Raw genomic sequence first — 21,201 nt, 5'->3', positions numbered from 1 at the left:
AGGACGGACGGCGCAAGGATGCCGTCCTCTGGGGCGGGGCCCGGCGTACAGGCCGGTGCCAGGAGCCGGGGAGGCCCCATGCCGGGGCGAGGAGGACAGGGCATGGTGCAGAAGGCCAAGATCCTCCTGGTCGACGACAGGCCGGAGAATCTGCTGGCGCTGGAGGCCATCCTCTCCGCGCTCGATCAGACACTGGTCAGGGCGTCGTCGGGAGAGGAAGCGCTGAAGGCGCTGCTGACGGACGATTTCGCGGTCATCCTGCTGGATGTCCAGATGCCGGGCATGGACGGTTTCGAGACGGCCGCGCACATCAAGCGGCGGGAACGGACCCGGGACATCCCGATCATCTTCCTGACCGCGATCAACCACGGTCCGCACCACACCTTCCGCGGTTACGCGGCGGGCGCGGTGGACTACATCTCGAAGCCGTTCGACCCCTGGGTGCTGCGCGCCAAGGTCTCGGTCTTCGTCGAGCTCTACACGAAGAACTGCCAACTGCGCGAGCAGGCGTCGCTGCTGCGGCTCCAGCTGGAGGGCGGCGGCTCGAACGGCGTGGACGCCGGCAAGGAGACGCCCGGGCTGCTGGCCGAGCTGTCCGCCCGGCTCGCGGCGGTCGAGGAGCAGGCGGAGGCGCTGACCAAGCAGCTCGGCGAGGAAGCGGCCGACGCGTCGGTCGTGGCGACCGCGGCGCACCTGGAGCGCAAGCTCACCGGGTTGCGCAGGGCACTGGACGCGCTCGAACCCGGAGCCGGCGGCGGCGCGGCCGTGCTGCCCCTCCAGGGTTGAGCGTCCGGCGGGGTGCGGTCCGGGCCCCGTACGCGCGGCTCGTGAGAGTGTGTCAACTCCGGCGGACCGTCACGACCGCCGCCGCGACACGAACGGGTGAAGGGGTGGGCACGCGTGTCCACCGGCGTGCGCACCGGTAACCTCGGGCGCATGGCCTCACGTACGTCCGGCAAGGGTTCCCAGAGCGCGGCGGGCGCCGCGAAGAGCCGCACCGGCCGTACGACGGCGCCGGCGGGGAAAGCGGCTCCCGCGCGCAAGCCTCCGGCGAAGAAGGCCGCGGCGGCCCGGCGCGCCCCCGTCAGGAAAGCGCCCGCCAAGCCGGCGCCGTCCCCGACCGGGGGCGTGGTGCGGCTGGTGCGCCTCGTGTGGCTCGGCATCGCCCACGCGGTCGGTTCCGTCTTCCGCAGCGTCGGCCGGGGCGCCAAGAACCTCGACCCCGCCCACCGCAAGGACGGGGTCGCGCTGCTGCTGCTCGCGCTGGCCCTGATCGTCGCCGCCGGAACGTGGTCCAACCCGAGCGGGCCGGTCGGGGACCTGGTCACCATGCTGATCACCGGCGCCTTCGGGCGCCTCGACCTGCTCGTGCCGATACTCCTCGGCGTGATGGCGGTGCGCTTCATCCGCCACCCCGAGCAGACCGACGCCAACGGCCGGATCGGCATCGGCCTGTCCGCCCTGGTCATCGGCGTGCTGGGGCTCGTACACATCGCCTGCGGGGCGCCCGGTCGAGGCGAGGGCACCACCGCGATGCAGGACGCGGGCGGGCTGATCGGCTGGGCCGCCTCCAAACCACTGATCTTCACCATGGGCGCCCCGCTGGCCGTGCCGATGCTGGTCCTCCTCACGGTGTTCGGACTGCTGGTGGTCACCGCGACCCCCGTCAACGCCATCCCGCAGCGGCTGCGCCGGCTCGGGATCCGGCTCGGGCTGGTCCAGCCGAACGCGTACGACGAGGGCTTCGGACCGGCGCTGGAGGCGGGCCCGCAGGACCGCCCGGAGGGTCCCGGCCCGGTGCGCCGGCAGGGCCGGGTCGGGGCCGTGGACCCGGCGGGCGTCGCCGAGGAGGAGGCACTGGCCCGGCGGCGCAAGCCGCGCCCGAGCGCGACCCGGCCCGCCATGGACCGGGAGATGGACGCCGTCGACGTCGCCGCGGCCGCCGCCGCGGCGCTGGACGGGGCGGTCTACGGCGGACTGCCGCCCTCCCCGGTCGTCGCCGACCTCACCCAGGGCATCACCGCCCGGCACGAGCCCGGTGCGGTGGAGGTCACCACCCCCGTGCCGCCCGCGCGGGAGGAGCTGCCAGGCGGCGCGCCCGCCGTCACCACACCCGCTGCCACTCCCGCCGCCGCGCGCGCGGCGGCGGGGCCGCACGACAGCACCGCCGCGGCCTCCGGCACCCTGTCCGTGCCCGACCTCACCAAGGCCCCGCCGCGCGCCGAAGCGCTGCCGCCCCGCGCGGAGCAGCTCCAGTTGCGCGGGGACATCACGTACGCGTTGCCCTCGCTGGACCTGCTGGAGCGCGGCGGCCCCGGCAAGACCCGCAGCGCCGCCAACGACGCGGTGGTGGCCTCGCTGACCAACGTGTTCACCGAGTTCAAGGTCGACGCGCAGGTCACCGGCTTCACCCGGGGCCCGACGGTCACCCGCTACGAGGTGACGCTCGGCGCGGCCGTGAAGGTCGAGCGCATCACGGCCCTGGCCAAGAACATCGCGTACGCGGTCGCCTCACCGGACGTGCGGATCATCAGCCCCATCCCCGGCAAGTCGGCGGTCGGCATCGAGATCCCCAACACCGACCGGGAAATGGTCAACCTCGGGGACGTCCTGCGCCTCGCGGACGCCGCCGAGGACGACCACCCCATGCTGGTGGCGCTCGGCAAGGACGTCGAGGGCGGCTACGTCATGGCCAACCTCGCGAAGATGCCGCACGTCCTGGTCGCCGGCGCCACCGGCTCCGGCAAGTCCTCCTGCATCAACTGCCTGATCACCTCGGTGATGGTCCGGGCCACCCCGGAGGACGTCCGGATGGTCCTCGTCGACCCCAAGCGGGTGGAGCTGACGGCGTACGAGGGCATCCCGCACCTGATCACCCCGATCATCACCAACCCCAAGCGGGCCGCCGAGGCCCTCCAGTGGGTGGTGCGCGAGATGGACCTGCGCTACGACGACCTCGCGGCCTTCGGCTTCCGGCACATCGACGACTTCAACCAGGCCATCCGGGACGGCAAGATCACGCTGCCGCCCGGCAGCGAGCGGGAGCTGAGCCCGTACCCGTACCTGCTGGTGATCGTCGACGAGCTGGCCGACCTGATGATGGTGGCCCCGCGCGACGTCGAGGACTCGATCGTGCGCATCACCCAGTTGGCCCGCGCCGCCGGCATCCACCTGGTGCTCGCCACCCAGCGGCCCTCGGTGGACGTGGTCACCGGCCTGATCAAGGCGAACGTGCCCTCGCGGCTCGCGTTCGCCACCTCCTCGCTCGCCGACAGCCGCGTCATCCTCGACCAGCCCGGGGCGGAGAAGCTGATCGGCAAGGGTGACGGACTGTTCCTGCCGATGGGCGCGAACAAGCCGGTCCGGCTCCAGGGCGCCTTCGTCACCGAGGACGAGATCGCCGGGATCGTGCGGCACTGCAAGGACCAGATGGCGCCCGTCTTCCGCGACGACGTCACCGTCGGCCAGAAGCAGAAGAAGGAGATCGACGAGGAGATCGGCGACGACCTGGACCTGCTGTGCCAGGCCGCCGAACTGGTGGTCTCCACCCAGTTCGGCTCCACCTCGATGCTCCAGCGCAAGCTCCGCGTCGGCTTCGCCAAGGCCGGTCGCCTCATGGACCTGATGGAATCGCGGGGCGTCGTCGGTCCGAGCGAAGGTTCGAAGGCGCGCGACGTCCTGGTGAAACCGGACGAGCTGGACGGCGTCCTGGCGGTCATCCGGGGGGACGATCAACCGTAAGGATCCGGCGGGCAACCGTTTCCCCCGGTCGTGCGTCAAGTTGAGGGATACGGCGGACACCGCGCTCCGGCGCGGGGCCGTCGTACCGCCTTCGCACCACCCGGAGACCCGACAGCCATTCGGATGGCCTAGGGACTCCACCCCTCCGGTTGCTCCACCCTTTCGTCACCCCCCTAGACTGGACAGCCAGCAGGTGGCTACACGCTCGAAAGGCGCCCTCGTGTCCATCGGCAACGCCAACTCCCCCGAAGAAGAGCGGCCTTCGACCGACGACCGGTCCGAGGACCGTCTCGTCGAACGCACCGTCGAAGGACCGTCCATCGGGACGGCCCTCAAGAAGGCCCGGATCGCCGCCGGGCTCACTGTCGACGAGGTCAGTTCCACCACCCGCGTGCGCATCCCGATCGTGCACGCGATCGAAGAAGACGATTTCACCCGGTGCGGCGGCGACGTCTACGCCCGCGGTCACATCCGGACGCTCGCCCGCGTCGTCCACCTCGATCCGGCACCCCTGGTCGAGGCGTACGACGCGGCCCACGGCGGTCGGCCGGCACCCACCCCCGCCGCGCCGATGTTCGACGCGGAACGCATCCGACCGGAGCGGCAGCGACCGAACTGGACGGCGGCCATGGTCGCCGCGATCGTCGCCGTCATCGGTTTCGTGGGCTTCACCGCCTTCGGTGGCGACGGCGGCGCCAAGGAGAAGCGGCCGCTGGCGGAAGGTTCCGCCGCCTCCGCGGCGCCCAAGCAGTCGGCGGGCAAGCCGGCCGCGCCCCAGCAGCCGCCGAAGCCCGCCCCCTCGGACAGTGCCATCGCCGCCGCGCCCAAGGACCTCGTCACGGTCGTCCTGACGGCCAACGACGGGGAGAGCTGGATCTCCGCGAAGGACCACAGCGGCCGGTCGCTGTTCGACGGGACGCTCGCCCTGGGCGAGTCGAAGACCTTCACCGACAAGGAGTCCATCGACCTCGTACTCGGTGACGCCGGGGTCGTCAAGCTCTTCGTGAACGGCAAGGAGATCAAGGACCAGTTCCAGCCGGGGCAGGTCGAACGGCTCACCTACACCAAGGACGACCCCCGTCAGGGCCAGGCCCAGGCGGGCTGACCAGCACGGACTGCGAAGTTCCGGATCCCCGGGAGGCCGATCGGCCTCCCGGGGATCTTGTCATGGGGGACGGGGGCGGGGGCCGGCGCCGGGACGAAGTAGTCTTGAGTCCATGCCCGAACGCCGTACCGTCGCCCTTGTCACTCTTGGCTGCGCCCGTAACGAGGTGGACTCGGAGGAGCTCGCAGGCCGCTTGGCGGCGGATGGCTGGGAGCTCGTCGAGGACGCCGCCGACGCGGACGTAGCCGTCGTCAACACCTGTGGCTTCGTCGAAGCCGCCAAAAAGGACTCCGTCGACGCCCTCCTGGAAGCCAATGATCTGAAAGATCACGGCAAGACCCAGGCCGTCGTCGCCGTCGGCTGTATGGCCGAGCGCTACGGCAAGGAACTCGCCGAAGCGCTCCCCGAGGCCGACGGCGTGCTCGGCTTCGACGACTACGCCGACATCTCCGACCGCCTCCAGACCATCCTCAACGGCGGCATCCACGCCTCCCACACCCCGCGGGACCGGCGCAAGCTGCTGCCGATCAGCCCGGCCGCCCGCCAGGACGCCGAGGTGGCCCTGCCCGGACACGCCCAGGAGCCGACCGAGGCCCCCGCCGACCTGCCGGAAGGGCTCGCGCCCGCCTCCGGGCCGCGCGCGCCGCTGCGTCGTCGGCTGGACAAGAGCCCGGTCGCCTCGGTGAAGCTCGCCTCCGGCTGCGACCGGCGCTGCTCCTTCTGCGCCATCCCGTCCTTCCGCGGCTCGTTCATCTCCCGGCGCCCCAGCGACGTCCTCGGCGAGACGCGCTGGCTCGCCGAGCAGGGCGTCAAGGAGGTCATGCTGGTCTCCGAGAACAACACCTCGTACGGCAAGGACCTCGGCGACATCCGGCTGCTGGAGACGCTGCTGCCGGAGCTGGCCGCCGTGGACGGCATCGAGCGCGTCCGCGTCAGCTACCTCCAGCCCGCCGAGATGCGGCCCGGACTGATCGACGTCCTCACCTCGACGCCCAAGGTCGTCCCGTACTTCGACCTGTCCTTCCAGCACTCCGCCCCCGACGTGCTGCGCGCCATGCGCCGCTTCGGTGACACCGACCGGTTCCTGGAACTGCTCGACACCATCCGCGGCAAGGCCCCGCTGGCCGGCGTCCGGTCCAACTTCATCGTCGGCTTCCCCGGTGAGACGGAGGCCGACTTCGCCGAGCTGGAGCGTTTCCTCACCCACGCGCGGCTCGACGCCATCGGCGTCTTCGGCTACTCGGACGAGGACGGCACCGAGGCCGTCGGCTACGAGAACAAGCTGGACGCCGAGACCATCGCGGAGCGGCTCGCGCACATGCAGCGGCTCGCCGAGGAGCTGACCTCCCAGCGTGCGGAAGAGCGGATCGGGGAGACCCTTGAGGTACTCGTCGAGACGGTCACGGCCATCGGCGAGGACGACGAGGACGGCGAAGGTGCCTACGGGCGCGCCGCCCACCAGGCGCCGGAGACGGACGGCCAGGTGGTCTTCACCGACGGCACCGGTCTGGTGCCCGGCCGCATGGTGACGGCGAAGGTCGTCGGCACGCTGGGTGTGGACCTGGTGGCGGAGCCCCTGGGCCTGGATCTCGAGGAGGCGGCCGGATGACCGGAGTCCCGGCACCAGCGGCGGGCGGGACCGGCCGCCGGCCCTCGCCCGGCGCGGGGCTCGGGACGCCGGTCATCCATCAGGCCGGCCTGTGGAACATCGCCAACATCCTGACGATGGTCCGGCTCGTGCTCGTGCCGGGATTCGTCCTGCTGCTGCTCGCCGGCGGGGGCTACGACCCCGCCTGGCGGGCATGGGCGTGGGCGGCGTTCGCCGTCGCCATGATCACGGACATCTTCGACGGGCACCTGGCCCGGACGTACAACCTGGTCACCGACTTCGGGAAGATCGCCGACCCCATCGCCGACAAGGCGATCATGGGCTCGGCGCTCGTCTGTCTCTCCTGGCTGGGCGACCTCCCCTGGTGGGTGACGGGCGTGATCCTCGGGCGGGAACTCGGGATCACGCTGCTTCGTTTCTGGGTCATCCGGTACGGGGTCATCCCGGCCAGCCGGGGCGGCAAGCTCAAGACCCTCGCCCAGGGCACGGCGGTCGGCATGTACGTGCTCGCCCTCACCGGCCCGCTGGCGTCCCTGCGGTTCTGGGTGATGGCGGTCGCCGTCGTACTGACGGTCGTCACCGGCCTGGACTACATCCGCCAGGCCGTCGTCCTGCGCCGCGAGGGACTGGACGCGGAGCGGACCGCGCCGTGACACGAGCGGCGGGTGATTTTCCCGGGGCGGCCGGCGCCGCGGAACCCGCCACCGCGCCGGACACGACGGCAGGGGTGGCCGGGACCGTACTGCGACTGCTCGCGGAGAGTGACCAGACGCTCGCCGTGGCCGAGTCCTTGACCGGCGGCCTGGTCGCCGCGGAGCTGACGGCCGTGCCGGGGGCCTCGAAATCGTTCCGCGGCTCGGTGACCGCGTACGCGACCGAGCTCAAGCACCGGGTCCTGGGAGTGGACGCCGAGCTGCTGGCGGCCGAGGGCGCGGTGAACGCGCAGGTCGCGGAGGAGATGGCGGTCGGGGTGCGCCGCGTACTGGGGGCCTCGTGGGGGATCGCGACGACCGGGGTCGCCGGTCCCGACCCCCAGGACGGGCAGCCGGTGGGCACGGTTTTCGTCGCCGTGGCCGGCCCGGGGGGCAGGAAAACGGCCCGGCTGCGGTTGAACGGCTCGCGTACGGAAATCCGTAGGGAGAGTGCACGGACAGTGCTCGAACTCCTCTCGAGCGAACTCCGCGAGAATCTGCGGGGGCAGGATACGGAACAGAACGGGGGGATTTGATGTTTGCAGCCCTGAGTGAACACGACATCGCTCCCCGCACGGCCGCGGCGCGAGGCGGTACGGTGGGGCGTGAAGGTTACGGCTACACGGTCAGAGGAGGGAGCCACCGATGATTCTGCTCCGTCGCCTGCTGGGTGACGTGCTGCGTCGGCAGCGCCAGCGCCAGGGCCGTACTCTGCGCGAAGTCTCCTCGTCCGCCCGAGTTTCTCTCGGCTATCTCTCCGAGGTGGAGCGGGGGCAGAAGGAGGCATCCTCCGAGCTGCTCTCCGCGATCTGCGACGCGTTGGACGTACGGATGTCCGAGCTGATGCGCGAAGTCAGTGACGAGCTGTCGCTGGCGGAGCTTGCGCAGTCGGCCGCGGCAAGCGAACCGGTGCCGGCACCGGTGCGCCCGATGCTCAATTCGGTCTCCGTGGCCTCGGTCACGGGCACCACGGAACGGGTGACCATCAAGGCGCCCGTCGAAGCGGTGAACGTCGTAGCCGCGTGAAGGCGAGCGCGTGAAGCGCGTATGAGTGTGGCCGGAGCCCCGGCCGGCGCCATGAGGCACCGGCCGGGGCTTCCTGCCGTTCTGGGTGCGGTGGTGGGGGCGGTGCGGGAGGATGGGCGCGTCCGGATCCCGGCCTTCCTGGAGGCGGCCGTGCGGTGGTTACTCATACCCGTTGTGCTGACGGCCGGGGTGCTGTGGTGGTGGGCCGTGCTGCGGCTCGCACTGGAACCCGCCGACGCGGGGCCCGTGGAAGGCGCGATAGCCGTCGGCGGCTGGGGGCTCGGACTGCTTCCCGTGCACTGTGTGCCCGGGCCGGTGAGTAGGCGCCCCAAGGTGACGGCCGAGGGGGGACCGTCCGGTCGGGCGTCATTCGGTCGGGCGTCGCTCACCACGGCATCGATATCCCCCCGTTCGGGCGAAGGATCTGGCCGGTCATGAAGGACGAGGCGTCGGAGGCGAGGTAGAGCACCGCCTGGGCGATGTCCTCGGGCTCCCCGACCCGGCGCAGCGGCGACATCCGGATCATCGCCGCCTCGGTCCGCTCCCGTTCCTCCGCGCTGTGCCGGCCGGTCATGGGGGTACGGATCCAACCCGGGGCGACGGCGTTGACGCGGATGCCGTGCGGGCCGGCCTCGGTGGCGAGGGTCTTGGTCAACTGGACGACGGCGGCCTTCGCGGCGCTGTAGCAGAGCAGGCCCGGCTGGGCGGCGTCCACGGCGCCGGAGGCCATGGTGACGACCGAACCGGGACGACCGGCGGCGATCATGGCGCGGACGGCCTCCTGGCAGGTGCGCAGGACCCCCTTGAAATTGACGTCCAAGACCCGGTCGAGGTCCTCGTCGGAGGTGTCCAGGACGCTGCTGGTGTGCATGATCCCGGCGATGGCGGCGGTGATGTCGAGGGGACCGGCGGCCTCGACGGCGGCCCGCAGCGCGGCGCGGTCGGTCACGTCGAGGGCGTGGGTGGCGGCCTTTCCGCCGGCTTCCGCGATCAGGCGGGCGGTCTCGCGCAGACCGGTCGTGTCGCGGTCGGCGCAGTGCACGGCCGCGCCGGCCCGGGAAAGGAGCACGGCGGTGGCGCGGCCGATCCCGCTCGCGGCGCCGGTGACGAGCGCGGTGCGGCCGGTGAGGTCGTACGGGGCTGTGGGCATGTCCGGACGGTACGACCGCGTCTGACGGAGCGTCAACTACGGGGTGGGCCCGGATTGGCAGCGGGGACACCAGTACGTGGGGCGGTCTTCCTTCACGACGCGGCGTACCGGGGTGCCGCAGCGCAGGCAGGGGCGTGGGGCCCGGCCGTAGACGAAGAGGGCCTGGCCCCGACGGCGGCTGCCGGTGGTGTTGCGGGTCTCGCCGGCGCCGATGTTGGCCGCGAGGAGCCGTTGGGCGGCACCGACCAGGCGGACGGCGGTGACCTCGGGGTCGGGCAGCCCGCCGACCGGGGTCCACGGGGTGACCTGGGCGAGGAAGCAGAGCTCGCACATGTACACGTTGCCGATGCCCGCGAGGTTGCGCTGGTCGAGCAGGGCTTCGCCGAGGGGGCGTTCGGGGGTGGCGAGCAGGTTCGCCGCGGCTTTGTCGGCGTCCCAGTCGGGGCCGAGGAGGTCGGGTCCCAGGTGGCCGACGACCTTGGCCTCGTCGGCGGTGCGCAGGAGTTCCAGGACGGGGAGGCGGTAGCCGACGGCGGTGTCGGAGGCGGTGCCCAGGATGGCGCGGATCTCGTGGACGGGGCCGCCGTGCCACTTCCGCCCGGTGGGGAAGACGTGCCAGGCGCCGTCCATGCGCAGGTGGCTGTGGAGGGTGAGGCCGCCGTCGCCGTCGATGCGGGTGAGCAGGTGTTTGCCGCGCGGGATCACGTTCAAGGTGGTGCGGCCGGTGAGATCCACGGTGGCGAGGCGGGGGACGCGCAGGTCGCTGCGGGTGATCTCGCGGCCGGCCAGGGCGGCGTGCAGCCGGGCGGCGGCGCGCCAGACGCTGTCTCCTTCGGGCATGGCCCCATTGTCGCGCCGGGCGCCGGGCGGCGGTGCCGTGAAAGGGCCGAAGCCCCCGCGGCGGGGTCTCCGCGCGGGGGCCTCTCGGGCAGGGTGCCGTACTACTTCCAGGTGAGGGCCTTCTTGCCCACCGTGCTGTACGGCTCCCCCCAGTACTCTCCGCCGACCACCTTGACCTGGGCCGAGGGCGCCAGGGCGATCACGCAGTTGGTCTGCGACTGGCCGTTGGTGAAGCCCTTGGGCAGCGATTCGTCCTTGCACTTCTCGAACGTGCCGATGACCGACACGCCGCTCGCCTCGCTGCCGTCCGGAAGCAGGCCCTTCATGTGGCCGACCGAGGCGTACGCGAGGTCGGTGGTGCCGACGTTCTTGACCGTGTAGTGGACGTAGTAGGGGATCATCCCCTTCACCTTGTCACCGAGCTTCAGCGAGTCCAGGTCTGCCGCCTGGCCCTGCTCGACGGAGGTGACGGTGAGGGCGATCGTGCCGCTGGTGGTGGTTCCGTAGGTGAACGGGACGGTCGCCGTCTCGCCGATCTTGAAGCTTTGCCCCGGCTTGGCCGTGCCCCCGGCGCCGGCCGGTGCCGCGCTGCCGGCGGACGACGGGCTGGCGGCGGTGCTGGGTTCGGCGTAACCGCCCGCGGGCGAGGAGGCCGTGGGCGAGCCGGCCGCGGCCGAGCTGGGCGCCACCGGGGCCGCGTCCTCGTTGCCGCTCTTGCAGCCGCTCAGCGTCAGGGTGGCGGTGACCGCCAGGCCGATGGTGCCGAGTGCGGTCCTGCGCATGGTTGTGGTGCTCACTTCTCAGGTCCCCCATGGACTATACGTTTGACTGCGCATCGTCAATCCCGATGCCTCTGGTGATCTTAGGGGCGGGTCGAGCGCCGGTCAGGCCCCCGGCGGTCTTCGTGACGGGCTCAGGACATAAGCGCAACATAAGCGGAATGGTCGGCCCGGAACCGGCCGCGGGGGGCGGCCCGGGCCGGCCGCCGTCACGGTCTCAGGCGCAGGCCCCGCGGGGTGGCGTGGAAGCCCGCCGCCTCCAGCGTGCGCCCCGGTACGGCGGTCAGCGCGGGCGTCGCGTTGATCCGTTCGACCGTCAGGGGCGGGACCGTGCCGGCACGGCAGGCCGCCGCGAGCGACGCCACGGCCGCCTCCAGGCGCGGATCATCCGCCTCGGGCCACGCCAGCAGGGTCTTGCCGCCGCGCTCCAGATACAGCACGAGTTCCCCGTCGACCAGCACCACCAGGGAACCCGCCTTGCGGCCCGGCTTGTGCGTGGCACCGGCCGGCGGCTCCGGCCAGGGCAGGGCCGCGCCGTACGCGTTGGCCGGGTCGGCGGCGGCCAGCACCACGGCGGCCAGCGGCGGCGGGGTCCGCTCCGCCGCCCGCAACCGGTCCACCGCACCGTCCATCGCGAACTGGGCCGCGCCCAGGCCCTCGACGACGTAGCCCCGCCGGGCCTGCCCGCTGTCCTCGAACGCCGACAGCACCCGGTAGACGGCGCTGAAACCGCCCTCCACTCCCTCCGCGGCCACCGCGCCCCGCGTCACCACGCCGTGCCGGTCCAGCAGCGTCCGGGCCAGGGCGTGCGCCCGGTGGGTCGGGTCCGGGGCCTGTCCGGGCAGCAGCGACCAGCGGCCGGAGACCGTGGGCGGCCCGGTGCGGGACACCGTCGCGCTGAGGGTGCCGTAGCGACCGCGTGGCACGGTGCGCCGCGCGCGGTGCGCGGTGGCACCCGCGGTGCGGCCCGAACCCAGCAGGGAGCGCAGCGGGGCCAGGGTGTCGTTCGTCAGCCGCCCGGACCAGGCCAGGTCCCAGAGCGCCTCGGACAGTTGGAGGTCGGACGCCTCCGGCCACTTCGCCCGCACCGACTCCACCACTTGGCGGAAGAACAGTCCGTACCCGCCCGAGAGGGTGTCGAGGATCGCCTGGTGCAACGGCGTCGTCTCCAGCGGATGGGCCGGTGGCAGCAGCAGGGGGGCCGCCTCCGCGAGGTAGAGGGAAACCCAGCCGTCCTTGCCCGGGAGCGCTCCGGCGCCGGCCCAGATCACCTCGCCCGTCGTGGTCAGCTCGTCCAGCAGGGCGGGGGAGTACCCCGAGACGCGCGAGGGCAGGATCAGGCGTTCCAGGGCCGAGGCCGGCACCGGAGCGCCTTGCAACTGCTCGATCGCCCGGGCCAGGCCGTCGATCCCGCGCAGGGCGCCGCCCAGGTGCTGCCACTGCGGCAGGAACGTCGCCAGCGAGGCCGGGGGCACCGGCTCCAGCTCCTGGCGCAGGGCCGCGAGCGAGCGGCGGCGCAGTCTGCGCAACACCGCCGCGTCGCACCACTCCTGTCCGATCCCCGCCGGGTGGAACTCCCCTTGGACCACCCGGCCCGCCGCCGCCAGCCGGTGCAGGGCCCCTTCGGTGACCGCCGTGCCCAGGCCGAAGCGGTCGGCCACGGCCGTGGTGGTGAACGGCCCGTGGGTGCGGGCGTAGCGGGCCAGGAGGTCTCCGAGCGGGTCCTTCACCGGTTCGGTGAACGCCTCCGGGACGCCGACCGGCAGCGCGGTGCCGAGCGCGTCCCGCAACCGCCCCGCGTCCTCGATCGCCGCCCAGTGGTCGGCGCCGCCGACCCGGACCCGGATCGCCCGCCGGGCGGCGGCGAGTTCAGCGGCCCACGACGGCTCCGCGCCGCGCTCAGCCAACTCGGCCTCGGTCAGCGGGCCCAGCATGCGCAGCAGGTCCGCCACCGACTCGGCGTCCTTGGCCCGGCGGTCCTCGGTCAGCCACTGGAGCTCGCGCTCCAACTCCGCCAGGACCTCGGCGTCCAACAGTTCCCGCAGTTCCGCCTGGCCGAGCAGCTCCGCCAGCAGTCGGGAGTCCAGCGACAGCGCCGCCGCCCTGCGCTCGGCCAGCGGCGAGTCCCCCTCGTAGAGGAACTGGGCGACGTAGCCGAACAGCAGCGAGCGCGCGAACGGGGACGGCTCGGGGGTGGTGACCTCGACCAGCCGGACCCGGCGCGCCTCGATGTCCCCCATCAGTTCCGTCAGCCCCGGCACGTCGAAGACGTCCTGGAGGCATTCCCGTACGGCCTCCAGCACGATCGGGAAGGAGCCGAACTCGGACGCCACCTGGAGCAGTTGGGAGGCCCGCTGGCGCTGCTGCCACAAAGGTGTGCGCTTGCCCGGGTTGCGGCGCGGCAGCAGCAGGGCGCGCGCCGCGCACTCGCGGAACCGGGAGGCGAACAGGGCCGATCCGCCGACCTGGTCGGTGACGATCTGCTGGACGTCGCCGTGGTCGAAGGCGACGTCCGCCGCGCCCAACGGGGCCTGTTCGTCATCGAACTCGAAGGACCGCGCGGAAGCGGCCGCGTCCTGATGCAGCGGATCGTGGTCGAGCAGGTCCATGGAGAGCAGGTCCGCGTCCGGAAGGCGCAGCACGATGCCGTCGTCCGCGTGCATCACCTGGGCGTCCATCCCGTACCGCTCGGCGAGGCGGGCGCCGAGGGCCAGCGCCCACGGCGCGTGCACCTGCGCGCCGAACGGCGAGTGGACGACGACCCGCCAGTCGCCCAGCTCGTCGCGGAACCGCTCGACCACGATCGTCCGGTCGTCCGGCACGTGGCCGCAGGCCTCCCGCTGTTCGGCGAGGTAGGCGAGCACGTTCTCCGCGGCCCAGGCGTCGAGCCCGGCCGCCAGCAGCCGCAGCCGGGCGTCCTCGTCGGTGAGGCCGCCGAGCTCGCGCAGGAACGCGCCGACCGCGCGACCCAGTTCGAGCGGGCGGCCCAACTGGTCGCCCTTCCAGAACGGCAACCGCCCGGGCACCCCGGGCGCCGGGGAGACCAGCACGCGGTCACGGGTGATGTCCTCGATGCGCCAGGAGCTGGTGCCCAGCGTGAACACGTCCCCCACCCGGGACTCGTAGACCATCTCCTCGTCGAGCTCGCCGACCCGGCCGCCGCCCTTCTTGGGGTCGGCCCCCGCGAGGAAGACGCCGAAGAGGCCGCGGTCAGGGATCGTTCCGCCCGAGGTCACCGCGAGGCGCTGGGCACCCGGCCGGCCGGTGATCGTGCCCGCCACCCGGTCCCACACGACACGGGGTCTGAGCTCGGCGAAGGCGTCCGACGGGTAACGGCCCGCGAGCATGTCCAGCACGGAGGTGAACGCCGACTCCGGCAACGCCGCGAAGGGCGCCGCCCGCCGCACCAGGGCCAGCAGGTCGTCCAGTTGCCAGGTGTCCATCGCGGTCATCGCGACCAACTGCTGGGCCAGTACGTCCAGCGGGTTGGAGGGGATGCGCAGGGACTCGATCGAGCCCGTGCGCATCCGCTCGGTCACCACGGCCGCCTGCACCAGGTCCCCCCGGTACTTGGGGAACACCACGCCGGTGGAGACCGCGCCGACCTGGTGGCCGGCCCGGCCGACGCGTTGCAGCCCCGAGGCCACCGACGGAGGCGACTCCACCTGCACCACCAGGTCCACCGCACCCATGTCGATGCCCAGCTCCAGGCTGGACGTCGCCACCACGGCCGGCAGTCGGCCGGCCTTCAAGTCCTCCTCGACCAGCGCCCGCTGCTCCTTGGACACCGAGCCGTGGTGCGCGCGGGCCAGCAGCGGCGGCGCGCCCCGCGCGGCGCCCGACTGCGCCATGATCTCCGCCGGCACCGACCCCTCGGGCAGCTTCTCGCCCATCGCCCGCTCGTACGCGATCTCGTTGAGCCGGTTGCACAGCCGCTCCGCGAGCCGCCGGGAGTTGGCGAACACGATCGTGGACCGGTGGGCCTGCACCAGATCCGCGATCCGCTCCTCCACATGCGGCCAGATGGAGGGCTTGTCCCCGCCCTCCCGCCCCTCCGTCGCGGGAGAGCCGCCCAACTCGCCCATGTCCTCGACGGGGACGACCACCGACAGGTCGAACTCCTTCGCCGACGGCGGCTGGACGATCTCCACCTTGCCGCGCGGCGCGAGGTACCGGGCCACCTCGTCCACCGGCCGGACCGTCGCCGACAGGCCGATCCGGCGGGCCGGCCGGGGCAGCAGCTCGTCCAGCCGCTCCAGCGACAGCGCCAGGTGCGCGCCGCGCTTGGTGCCCGCGACGGCGTGCACCTCGTCCAGGATCACCGTCTCCACCCCGGCGAGGGCATCGCGCGCCGCCGACGTCAACATCAGGAACAGCGATTCCGGCGTGGTGATCAGGATGTCCGGCGGGCGGGTCACCAGCGCCCGGCGCTCGGCGGGCGGGGTGTCACCGGAGCGGATGCCGACGCGGATGTCCGGCTCGGGCAGGCCCGACCGGACCGACTCCTGCCGGATGCCGGTCAGCGGGCTGCGCAGATTGCGTTCCACGTCCACGGCCAGCGCTTTGAGCGGTGACACGTACAGCACCCGGCAGCGCTTCTTCGGCTCGGCCGGCGGCGGGGTGGACGCCAACTGGTCGAGGGCCGCGAGGAACGCCGCCAGGGTCTTGCCGGAGCCGGTGGGCGCCACGACCAGGACGTCCGAGCCCGCACCGATCGCCCGCCAGGCCCCCTCCTGCGCGGCGGTGGGCATCACGAAGGCCCCCGAGAACCACGAGCGGGTCGCGGGGGAGAACGAGTCGAGCGCGCTACCGGACATGCACCCATCGTGCACCCGGCCACTGACAACGGGCCGGACCTGCGCAAACGCGCCGACGGGCCGGGGCGCAGAATGGGGGAATGGGGACGGACGACGGCCGCCGGGAGTGGGCGCGGCACTGGCAGTACCCGGAGCTGCCGGGGTTGGACCTGCTGCGCGCCCACTACGTACGCCACACCTTCCCGCGCCACGCCCATGACGGGTACGTCATCGCGGCCGTCACCGGCGGCGTCGAGGAGATCGGCCTGCCGGCCGGCATCCTGCGCGCCGGGCCGGGCAGTGTGGTCCTGATCAACCCGGAGGTGGCGCACACCGCCCGCGCCGGGGTCCCCGAGGGCTGGGCGTACGCCACCCTCTACCCGTCCCGCGCGCTGATCACCGAGGTCGCCGCCGAGATCGGCACGGTGCGCGGCACCCCCGGCTTCACCGCCGACATGGTCCCCGACCCGCACGCCTCACGGATGATCGCCGAGGTGCACCGGGCCGCCGAGGCCGGGAACGCGCTGGCCGCCGACACGCTGCTGCGGGGCGTCGTGGCGCGGATGCTGACCCGGCACGCCGGACCGCTGCCCGCCCGTACGGTACGGCGCGCGGGCGGCGCCGACGCGGAGCGGGCCAAGGCCGTACTGGAGGAACGGATCGCGGGGCCGCCGTCGCTGGAGCAGCTCGCGGCGGAGCTGGGGACCAGCCCGTTCGCCCTGCTGCGGGCCTTCCGCGAGCGCTACGGGATGCCGCCGCACACCTGGCTGACCGACACCCGGGTGCGCCGGGCCCGCCGGCTGCTGGACGCGGGCACCCCGCCTGCGGAGGCGGCCGTCGCCGTCGGTTTCACCGACCAGCCGCATCTGAACCGGCACTTCACCCGGATCGTCGGGGTCCCGCCGGGCGCCTACCGGCGGGAGCGCAGGCGCAGCGGCTGAGGCCGGGCGGGCCCGCCCCGCCGAAGCGCACCGGGCGCGCAAGAATGTACGCGCAAGAACGTACAAGACCGCTCCCCGGCCTCCCGCATAGCGTCGGGGCGTGGGAGAAGATCAGATGGTGATGCGAGAGACCCCCCAGGGGGTCGTCGAGCGGCCGCGCGCCGCCGTCGTACGGGACGCCCTCGGCGTCGGGGTGGCCGTCGGCCTGTCGGGATTCGCGTTCGGGGTGACCGCCGCCGGATCCGGGGCGAGCGTGCTCCAGGCGTGCGTGCTGAGCCTGCTCGTCTTCACCGGCGCCTCGCAGTTCGCGCTGGTCGGCGCCCTCGCCGCGGGCGGCAACCCGTTCACCGCCGCCGCCGGTGCCTTCTTCCTCGGGACCCGCAACGCCTTCTACGGGCTGCGGCTCTCCCAGCTGCTCGCCCTGCCCAAGCCCGTCCGGCCGCTCGCCGCGCACTGGGTCATCGACGAGACGACCGCCGTCGCCCTCGCCCAGCCCGGCCGCAAATCGGCGCGGCTCGGGTTCACCGTGACCGGGCTGACCCTGTACGTCCTGTGGAACGTCACCACCCTGCTCGGCGCGCTCGGTGCCGAGGCCATCGGCGACACCACCGTATGGGGCCTGGACGCGGCCGGCCCCGCCGTCTTCCTCGCCCTGCTCGCCCCGATGCTGAAGAGCTCCACCGAACGGGCCGTCGCCGGCCTCGCGCTGGTCCTCGGACTCGGCCTGTTGCCGATACTGCCCGCCGGGGTGCCCGTGCTGATCGCCGCGCTGGCCGCCCCCGCCGTGCTGTGGCTGAAGGGACGCCGCTCGTGAACGTCTGGATCGCCATCGGGCTGACCGTCATCGGCTGCTACGCCGTCAAGCTCGCCGGGCTGCTCGTGCCCGCCGGGGCGCTGGAGCGGCCGGGCGTGCGCAAGCTGTCCGCGCTGCTGCCCGTCGCCCTGCTCGCCGCCCTCACCGCCCAGCAGACGTTCAGCACCGGCCACGAGCTGGTGCTCGACGCCCGCGCCGCCGGACTGGCCGCCGCCGCCGTCGCCCTGCTGCTGCGCGCCCCGTTCCTCGTCGTGGTCGGCGCGGCGGTCCTGGTCACGGCCGGGCTGCGCGCCATAGGCGGTTAGCCGTGGGGCAGCCGTAAGGGTCAGGTCAGCGGGCGGCCGTAGGCGCGGAGGGTGAGGAGCGCCTCCAGGGTGGCGATCGGGCGCCGCTCCAGGGTGCTGCCCGGCGCCCGGGCGGCGCGGCGGGGCACCGGCCAGCCCCCGTCCGGCTGCTGCCGGGCGGCGAGGAAGTCCAGGGACCGGCTCATCTCCGCGTCGGTGAACCAGCCGCGCGCCCACGACTCGGGGCGGCCCGCGACGTCGTACGGGAACAGTTGCCCGCCCGGCGGGTACCCCGGCTCCGTCGGGTACTCGGCCCGGCGCGCCGGATCCAGCACCACCAAGCGCCGCTCGCGCACCAGCCGACCCAGCCGGTCCGCGGCCGCCGCCGCCCGGCCGCGGTCGGGGACGCCGTCGAGGAACGCCACCGCGCCCCGCACCTCGGCCGGGTGCCAGTGGCGCAGCGTCTCGACCCGGTTCCAGCAGAATTCGGTGGCCCGGAACAGCCACGCGTGCCAGACCCGGTTGCGGTGCAGCGCGCCGACGACCGGGCCGGTGGTCTCCAGCGTGCTCGACGCGTCGTCCCGCACCGGGTCGTAGGGGAGCGTCGGATGGTCGGCCGGGGCGGCGGACACCACCGGGAGGGCGCCGTCGGGGGTGGACACCGACGTCAGGTGCGCGCAGAGGAGCTCCACCCGCCGGCCCCCGCAGCGGCCGAGGGCGTCCAGCACCCGCAGGGCGTACGCGGCGTGCAGCGGCCGGCTCAGCGGTCCGCGCAGTTCGGGGTCGAGCGCGTGCCCGTAGCCTCCGTCGGCGCCCAGGTACGCGCCGAGGGCGCGGTCCACGGCGTCGGCGTCGCCGCCGAGGAAGTGGAACGCGAACCGGTGCTGCTCCAGCACCCGCGCGGTGAGCCAGATGAACCGCTCGGCGCGGGCGAGCGGGGTCGGCGCGGCCGACGCGGCTTCGTCTCCAGGCATGCGGGAACCGTAGGGCGCCGGACGCGGGGCCGGGGGTGCGAACGCGGCCGGTGCACTCTCCGGGGCGCGATACTGGTGGCATGCGGTTGACGATTTTCTGGGAGCGGATGGCCGAGCACTTCGGGGCGGCCTACGCGGACTCCTTCGCGCGGGACCACGTCATGACGGAGCTCGGCGGACGTACCGTGTACCAGGCGCTGGAAGCGGGCTGGGAGGCCAAGGACGTCTGGCGTGCGGTGTGTTCGGCGATGGACGTGCCCGCCTCGCGGCGCTGACCGGCTGCCCGGCCCGTCCGTCGCCGTGCCGGGTGGGTCAGACTGGGGTGCGTGGCAGCGACTGAAGAGACGACCCCCCTCCCGACCGAGCACGCCGATCAGCCCGAGCACGCCGAGCCCGCCGGACACCCCGAGCCCGCGGCTACCCCGTCGCCCCGGACCCCCGAGCCGTCGGCGGGGGCCACCGGCGCGACCGCGGCGGCGGAGCCCGGGGCCCGGATGCCGCGCTGGCTGCCCCGCGCGGTGATCCTCGTACTGGCTCTCGTCGCCTGCTTCCAGCTCGGCAGCTGGGCCTTCCACCAGCTGATCGGGCTGCTCGTCAACATCCTGATCGCCTTCTTCCTCGCGCTCGCCGTCGAACCCGCGGTATCCCGGATGGCGGCCCGCGGCATGCGCCGCGGACTCGCCACCTTCCTGGTGTTCCTCGGGGTGTTCGTGGCCGCCGCCGGATTCGTGGCGCTGCTCGGTTCGATGCTCGCCGGGCAGATCGTCGACATGGTGGAGGGCTTCCCGCGCTACCTCGACTCCGTGATCAGAACGGTCAACGCGACGTTCCACACGGATCTGTCCCGGCTGGAGATCCAGGACAGCCTGCTGCACTCGGACTGGCTGCAGAAGTACGTGCGCAACAGCGCGAGCGGAGTGCTCGACGTGTCCGCCACCGTGCTCGGCGGCCTGTTCAAGCTGCTGACCATCGGGCTGTTCTCCTTCTACTTCGCCGCCGACGGCCCGCGGCTGCGGCGCGCGCTGTGCTCCGTGCTGCCGCCCGCCAAGCAGTCGGAGGTGCTGCGCGCCTGGGAGATCGCCGTCGCGAAGACGGGCGGCTACCTCTACTCGCGCGGACTGATGGCCCTGATCTCGGGCGTCGCCCACTACGTGGTGTTCGCCGTCCTCGACGTGCCGTACGCGCCCGCGCTGGCGGTGTGGGTGGGGCTGGTGTCGCAGTTCGTCCCCACCATCGGCACCTACCTGGCGGGTGCGCTGCCCATGCTGATCGCCTTCACGGTCGACCCGTGGTACGCGCTGTACGTGCTCGGATTCGTGGTGATCTACCAGCAGTTCGAGAACTACGTGCTCCAGCCCAAGCTGACCGCGAAGACGGTGGACATCCATCCGGCGGTCGCCTTCGGCTCGGTCATCGCGGGCACCGCCCTGCTGGGAGCGGTCGGGGCGCTCATCGCGATCCCGGCCGTCGCCACGCTCCAGGCGTTCCTCGGCGCGTACGTGAAGCGCTACGAGCTGACGGAGGGCGTCGACGGGGACGACGGCGGGGGCCGGGGGACCGACGCGGGTTCCGTCACCTCTCCCGCGTCGGGTACTCCGGCCCCCGCCTCTGCGGCTTCCACCGCTCCTGCGGCTACTCCTCCCGCATCCCTTCGACGGTGGCTGCCAGGGCGTCGGTGACGCTCGCCTCCACCGCGCTCTTCTCCAGACCGAGGCCGCTGAGCACGCCCTGTCCGTTTTCGTGTTCGAGCAGGGCGAGCAGGATGTGCTCGGTGCCGACGTAGGGGTGACCCATGCGCAGGGCCTCGCGGAAGGTCAGTTCCAGGGCCTTCTTCGCGCCGGCGTCGAAGGGGGTCAGGGCCGGCAGCTCCTCCGGTGCGACGGCCTCGGGCAGGACCGCGGCGACGGCGGTGCGTACCGCGTCGTCCGTGACGTGGTGCGCGTGCAGGACGAGTCCGGCCAGCCCCTCGGGCTCGGCCAGCAGACCGAGCACCAGGTGTTCGGTGCGGATCTCGGTGCTCCCGGTGGCGCGGGCCTCGTTCTGTGAGGCCACGACGACGCCGCGGGCGCGGGGGGTGAACCGCGCGAAGCCCTGGCTGGGGTCGATCTCGGCGCCGTCGCCCTTGTCACCCTTGGGGACGAAGCGTTTCTGGGCGGCCTGGCGGGTGACGCCCATGCTGCGGCCGATGTCGGTCCAGGAGGCGCCGGAGCGGCGGGCCTGGTCGACGAAGTGGCCGATGAGGTGGTCCGCCACATCGCCGAGGTGCTCGGCGGCGACGACCGCGCCACTGAGCTGCTCCAGGGTGTCGGGGTGGACCTTCTTGATCGCCTCGATCAGGTCGTCGAGGCGCACCGGACTGGTCATGCGAACGGGTTCCACGGGAGGGTTCGTCATGACGCAACCGTAGGTTGACAGTCGAAAGGGTGTCAACCCTGGGTTGTCACGCGAAA

The 21,201-nt window shown here is 73.0% G+C and carries 19 protein-coding genes; 13 read left to right on the top strand and 6 right to left on the bottom strand.

Features of this window, described 5'->3' with window-relative positions; all coding sequences use genetic code 11:
- Positions 1-102 precede the first annotated feature (102 nt).
- From ACFVXJ_RS15310 to ACFVXJ_RS15275, 8 genes are all read left to right on the top strand, one after another.
- Positions 103-786: a response regulator gene (locus ACFVXJ_RS15310; RefSeq protein ID WP_361318291.1), complete on the top strand. Its 684-nt coding sequence runs from the start codon at positions 103-105 to the stop codon at positions 784-786.
- A 150-nt stretch (positions 787-936) separates the two neighbouring features.
- Positions 937-3,741: a DNA translocase FtsK gene (locus ACFVXJ_RS15305; protein WP_389662169.1), complete on the top strand. Its 2,805-nt coding sequence runs from the start codon at positions 937-939 to the stop codon at positions 3,739-3,741.
- 220 nt (positions 3,742-3,961) lie between these two features.
- The gene (locus ACFVXJ_RS15300) at positions 3,962-4,846 is read left to right on the top strand and encodes a helix-turn-helix domain-containing protein (RefSeq protein ID WP_389662168.1); all 885 of its coding nucleotides are present in this window, start codon (positions 3,962-3,964) and stop codon (positions 4,844-4,846) included.
- A 112-nt stretch (positions 4,847-4,958) separates the two neighbouring features.
- Positions 4,959-6,455, top strand: coding sequence for a 30S ribosomal protein S12 methylthiotransferase RimO (gene rimO / locus ACFVXJ_RS15295; RefSeq protein WP_361318287.1), 1,497 nt, complete (start codon positions 4,959-4,961; stop codon positions 6,453-6,455).
- A complete protein-coding gene (pgsA, locus tag ACFVXJ_RS15290; RefSeq protein ID WP_389662167.1) occupies positions 6,452-7,108 on the top strand; it encodes a CDP-diacylglycerol--glycerol-3-phosphate 3-phosphatidyltransferase in 657 nt (218 codons plus the stop codon). Before rimO ends, pgsA begins: the two co-directional genes overlap by 4 nt.
- Before the next feature lie 74 nt (positions 7,109-7,182).
- Positions 7,183-7,683, top strand: coding sequence for a CinA family protein (locus ACFVXJ_RS15285; RefSeq protein WP_389662166.1), 501 nt, complete (start codon positions 7,183-7,185; stop codon positions 7,681-7,683).
- A 109-nt stretch (positions 7,684-7,792) separates the two neighbouring features.
- The gene (locus tag ACFVXJ_RS15280; RefSeq protein WP_389662165.1) at positions 7,793-8,173 is read left to right on the top strand and encodes a helix-turn-helix domain-containing protein; all 381 of its coding nucleotides are present in this window, start codon (positions 7,793-7,795) and stop codon (positions 8,171-8,173) included.
- Positions 8,174-8,275: 102 nt separating this feature from the next.
- Complete coding sequence (locus ACFVXJ_RS15275) at positions 8,276-8,611, top strand: hypothetical protein (RefSeq protein ID WP_389662164.1); 336 nt, start codon at positions 8,276-8,278, stop codon at positions 8,609-8,611.
- Here ACFVXJ_RS15275 and ACFVXJ_RS15270 read toward each other — a convergent pair.
- The 4 genes from ACFVXJ_RS15270 to ACFVXJ_RS15255 all read right to left on the bottom strand — a co-directional run bounded on the left by ACFVXJ_RS15270 (position 8,559) and on the right by ACFVXJ_RS15255 (position 15,759).
- Positions 8,559-9,323 carry an SDR family NAD(P)-dependent oxidoreductase gene (locus tag ACFVXJ_RS15270; protein ID WP_389662163.1) on the bottom strand — a complete coding sequence of 255 codons (765 nt, stop codon included), beginning with the start codon at positions 9,321-9,323 and terminating at the stop codon, positions 8,559-8,561. The genes ACFVXJ_RS15275 and ACFVXJ_RS15270 overlap by 53 nt on opposite strands.
- A gap of 36 nt (positions 9,324-9,359) precedes the next feature.
- Positions 9,360-10,163 (bottom strand): Fpg/Nei family DNA glycosylase, encoded by an 804-nt coding sequence (locus ACFVXJ_RS15265; protein ID WP_389662162.1) that lies wholly within the window; start codon positions 10,161-10,163, stop codon positions 9,360-9,362.
- Between the two features lie 101 nt (positions 10,164-10,264).
- Positions 10,265-10,960, bottom strand: a complete 696-nt coding sequence (locus ACFVXJ_RS15260) for a hypothetical protein (protein WP_389662161.1) — start codon at positions 10,958-10,960, stop codon at positions 10,265-10,267.
- A gap of 191 nt (positions 10,961-11,151) precedes the next feature.
- A complete protein-coding gene (locus tag ACFVXJ_RS15255) occupies positions 11,152-15,759 on the bottom strand; it encodes an ATP-dependent helicase (RefSeq protein ID WP_389662160.1) in 4,608 nt (1,535 codons plus the stop codon).
- A gap of 80 nt (positions 15,760-15,839) precedes the next feature.
- On the opposite strand from ACFVXJ_RS15255, the gene ACFVXJ_RS15250 reads away from it, so the two are divergent.
- From ACFVXJ_RS15250 to ACFVXJ_RS15240, 3 genes are all read left to right on the top strand, one after another.
- On the top strand, positions 15,840-16,679 hold the full coding sequence (locus ACFVXJ_RS15250) for an AraC family transcriptional regulator (protein ID WP_389662159.1): 840 nt from the start codon (positions 15,840-15,842) through the stop codon (positions 16,677-16,679).
- Positions 16,680-16,794: 115 nt separating this feature from the next.
- The gene (locus ACFVXJ_RS15245) at positions 16,795-17,493 is read left to right on the top strand and encodes an AzlC family ABC transporter permease (RefSeq protein ID WP_389662158.1); all 699 of its coding nucleotides are present in this window, start codon (positions 16,795-16,797) and stop codon (positions 17,491-17,493) included.
- On the top strand, positions 17,490-17,798 hold the full coding sequence (locus ACFVXJ_RS15240) for an AzlD domain-containing protein (protein WP_389662157.1): 309 nt from the start codon (positions 17,490-17,492) through the stop codon (positions 17,796-17,798). The genes ACFVXJ_RS15245 and ACFVXJ_RS15240 overlap by 4 nt, the downstream gene beginning before the upstream one ends.
- Positions 17,799-17,818: 20 nt before the next feature.
- Here ACFVXJ_RS15240 and ACFVXJ_RS15235 read toward each other — a convergent pair whose 3' ends face one another.
- Positions 17,819-18,751, bottom strand: a complete 933-nt coding sequence (locus tag ACFVXJ_RS15235; RefSeq protein ID WP_389662156.1) for a hypothetical protein — start codon at positions 18,749-18,751, stop codon at positions 17,819-17,821.
- 80 nt (positions 18,752-18,831) lie between these two features.
- Between ACFVXJ_RS15235 and ACFVXJ_RS15230 the strand changes: the two genes are divergently transcribed.
- Positions 18,832-19,026, top strand: a complete 195-nt coding sequence (locus tag ACFVXJ_RS15230; protein ID WP_136212524.1) for a DUF3046 domain-containing protein — start codon at positions 18,832-18,834, stop codon at positions 19,024-19,026.
- A 51-nt stretch (positions 19,027-19,077) separates the two neighbouring features.
- Positions 19,078-20,430, top strand: a complete 1,353-nt coding sequence (locus ACFVXJ_RS15225) for an AI-2E family transporter (RefSeq protein WP_389662155.1) — start codon at positions 19,078-19,080, stop codon at positions 20,428-20,430.
- Here ACFVXJ_RS15225 and ACFVXJ_RS15220 read toward each other — a convergent pair.
- Complete coding sequence (locus ACFVXJ_RS15220) at positions 20,384-21,145, bottom strand: Clp protease N-terminal domain-containing protein (RefSeq protein ID WP_389662154.1); 762 nt, start codon at positions 21,143-21,145, stop codon at positions 20,384-20,386. The two genes, ACFVXJ_RS15225 and ACFVXJ_RS15220, sit on opposite strands and share 47 nt — an antisense overlap.
- Between the last annotated feature and the right edge of the window lie 56 nt (positions 21,146-21,201).

The organism is Streptomyces sp. NPDC058279, from assembly GCF_042881255.1.
In the GTDB taxonomy this organism is placed as follows: Bacteria; Actinomycetota; Actinomycetes; order Streptomycetales; family Streptomycetaceae; genus Streptomyces.
The sequence above is the reverse complement of the archived record's forward strand: the minus strand, read 5'-3'. Positions and strand labels throughout refer to the sequence as shown.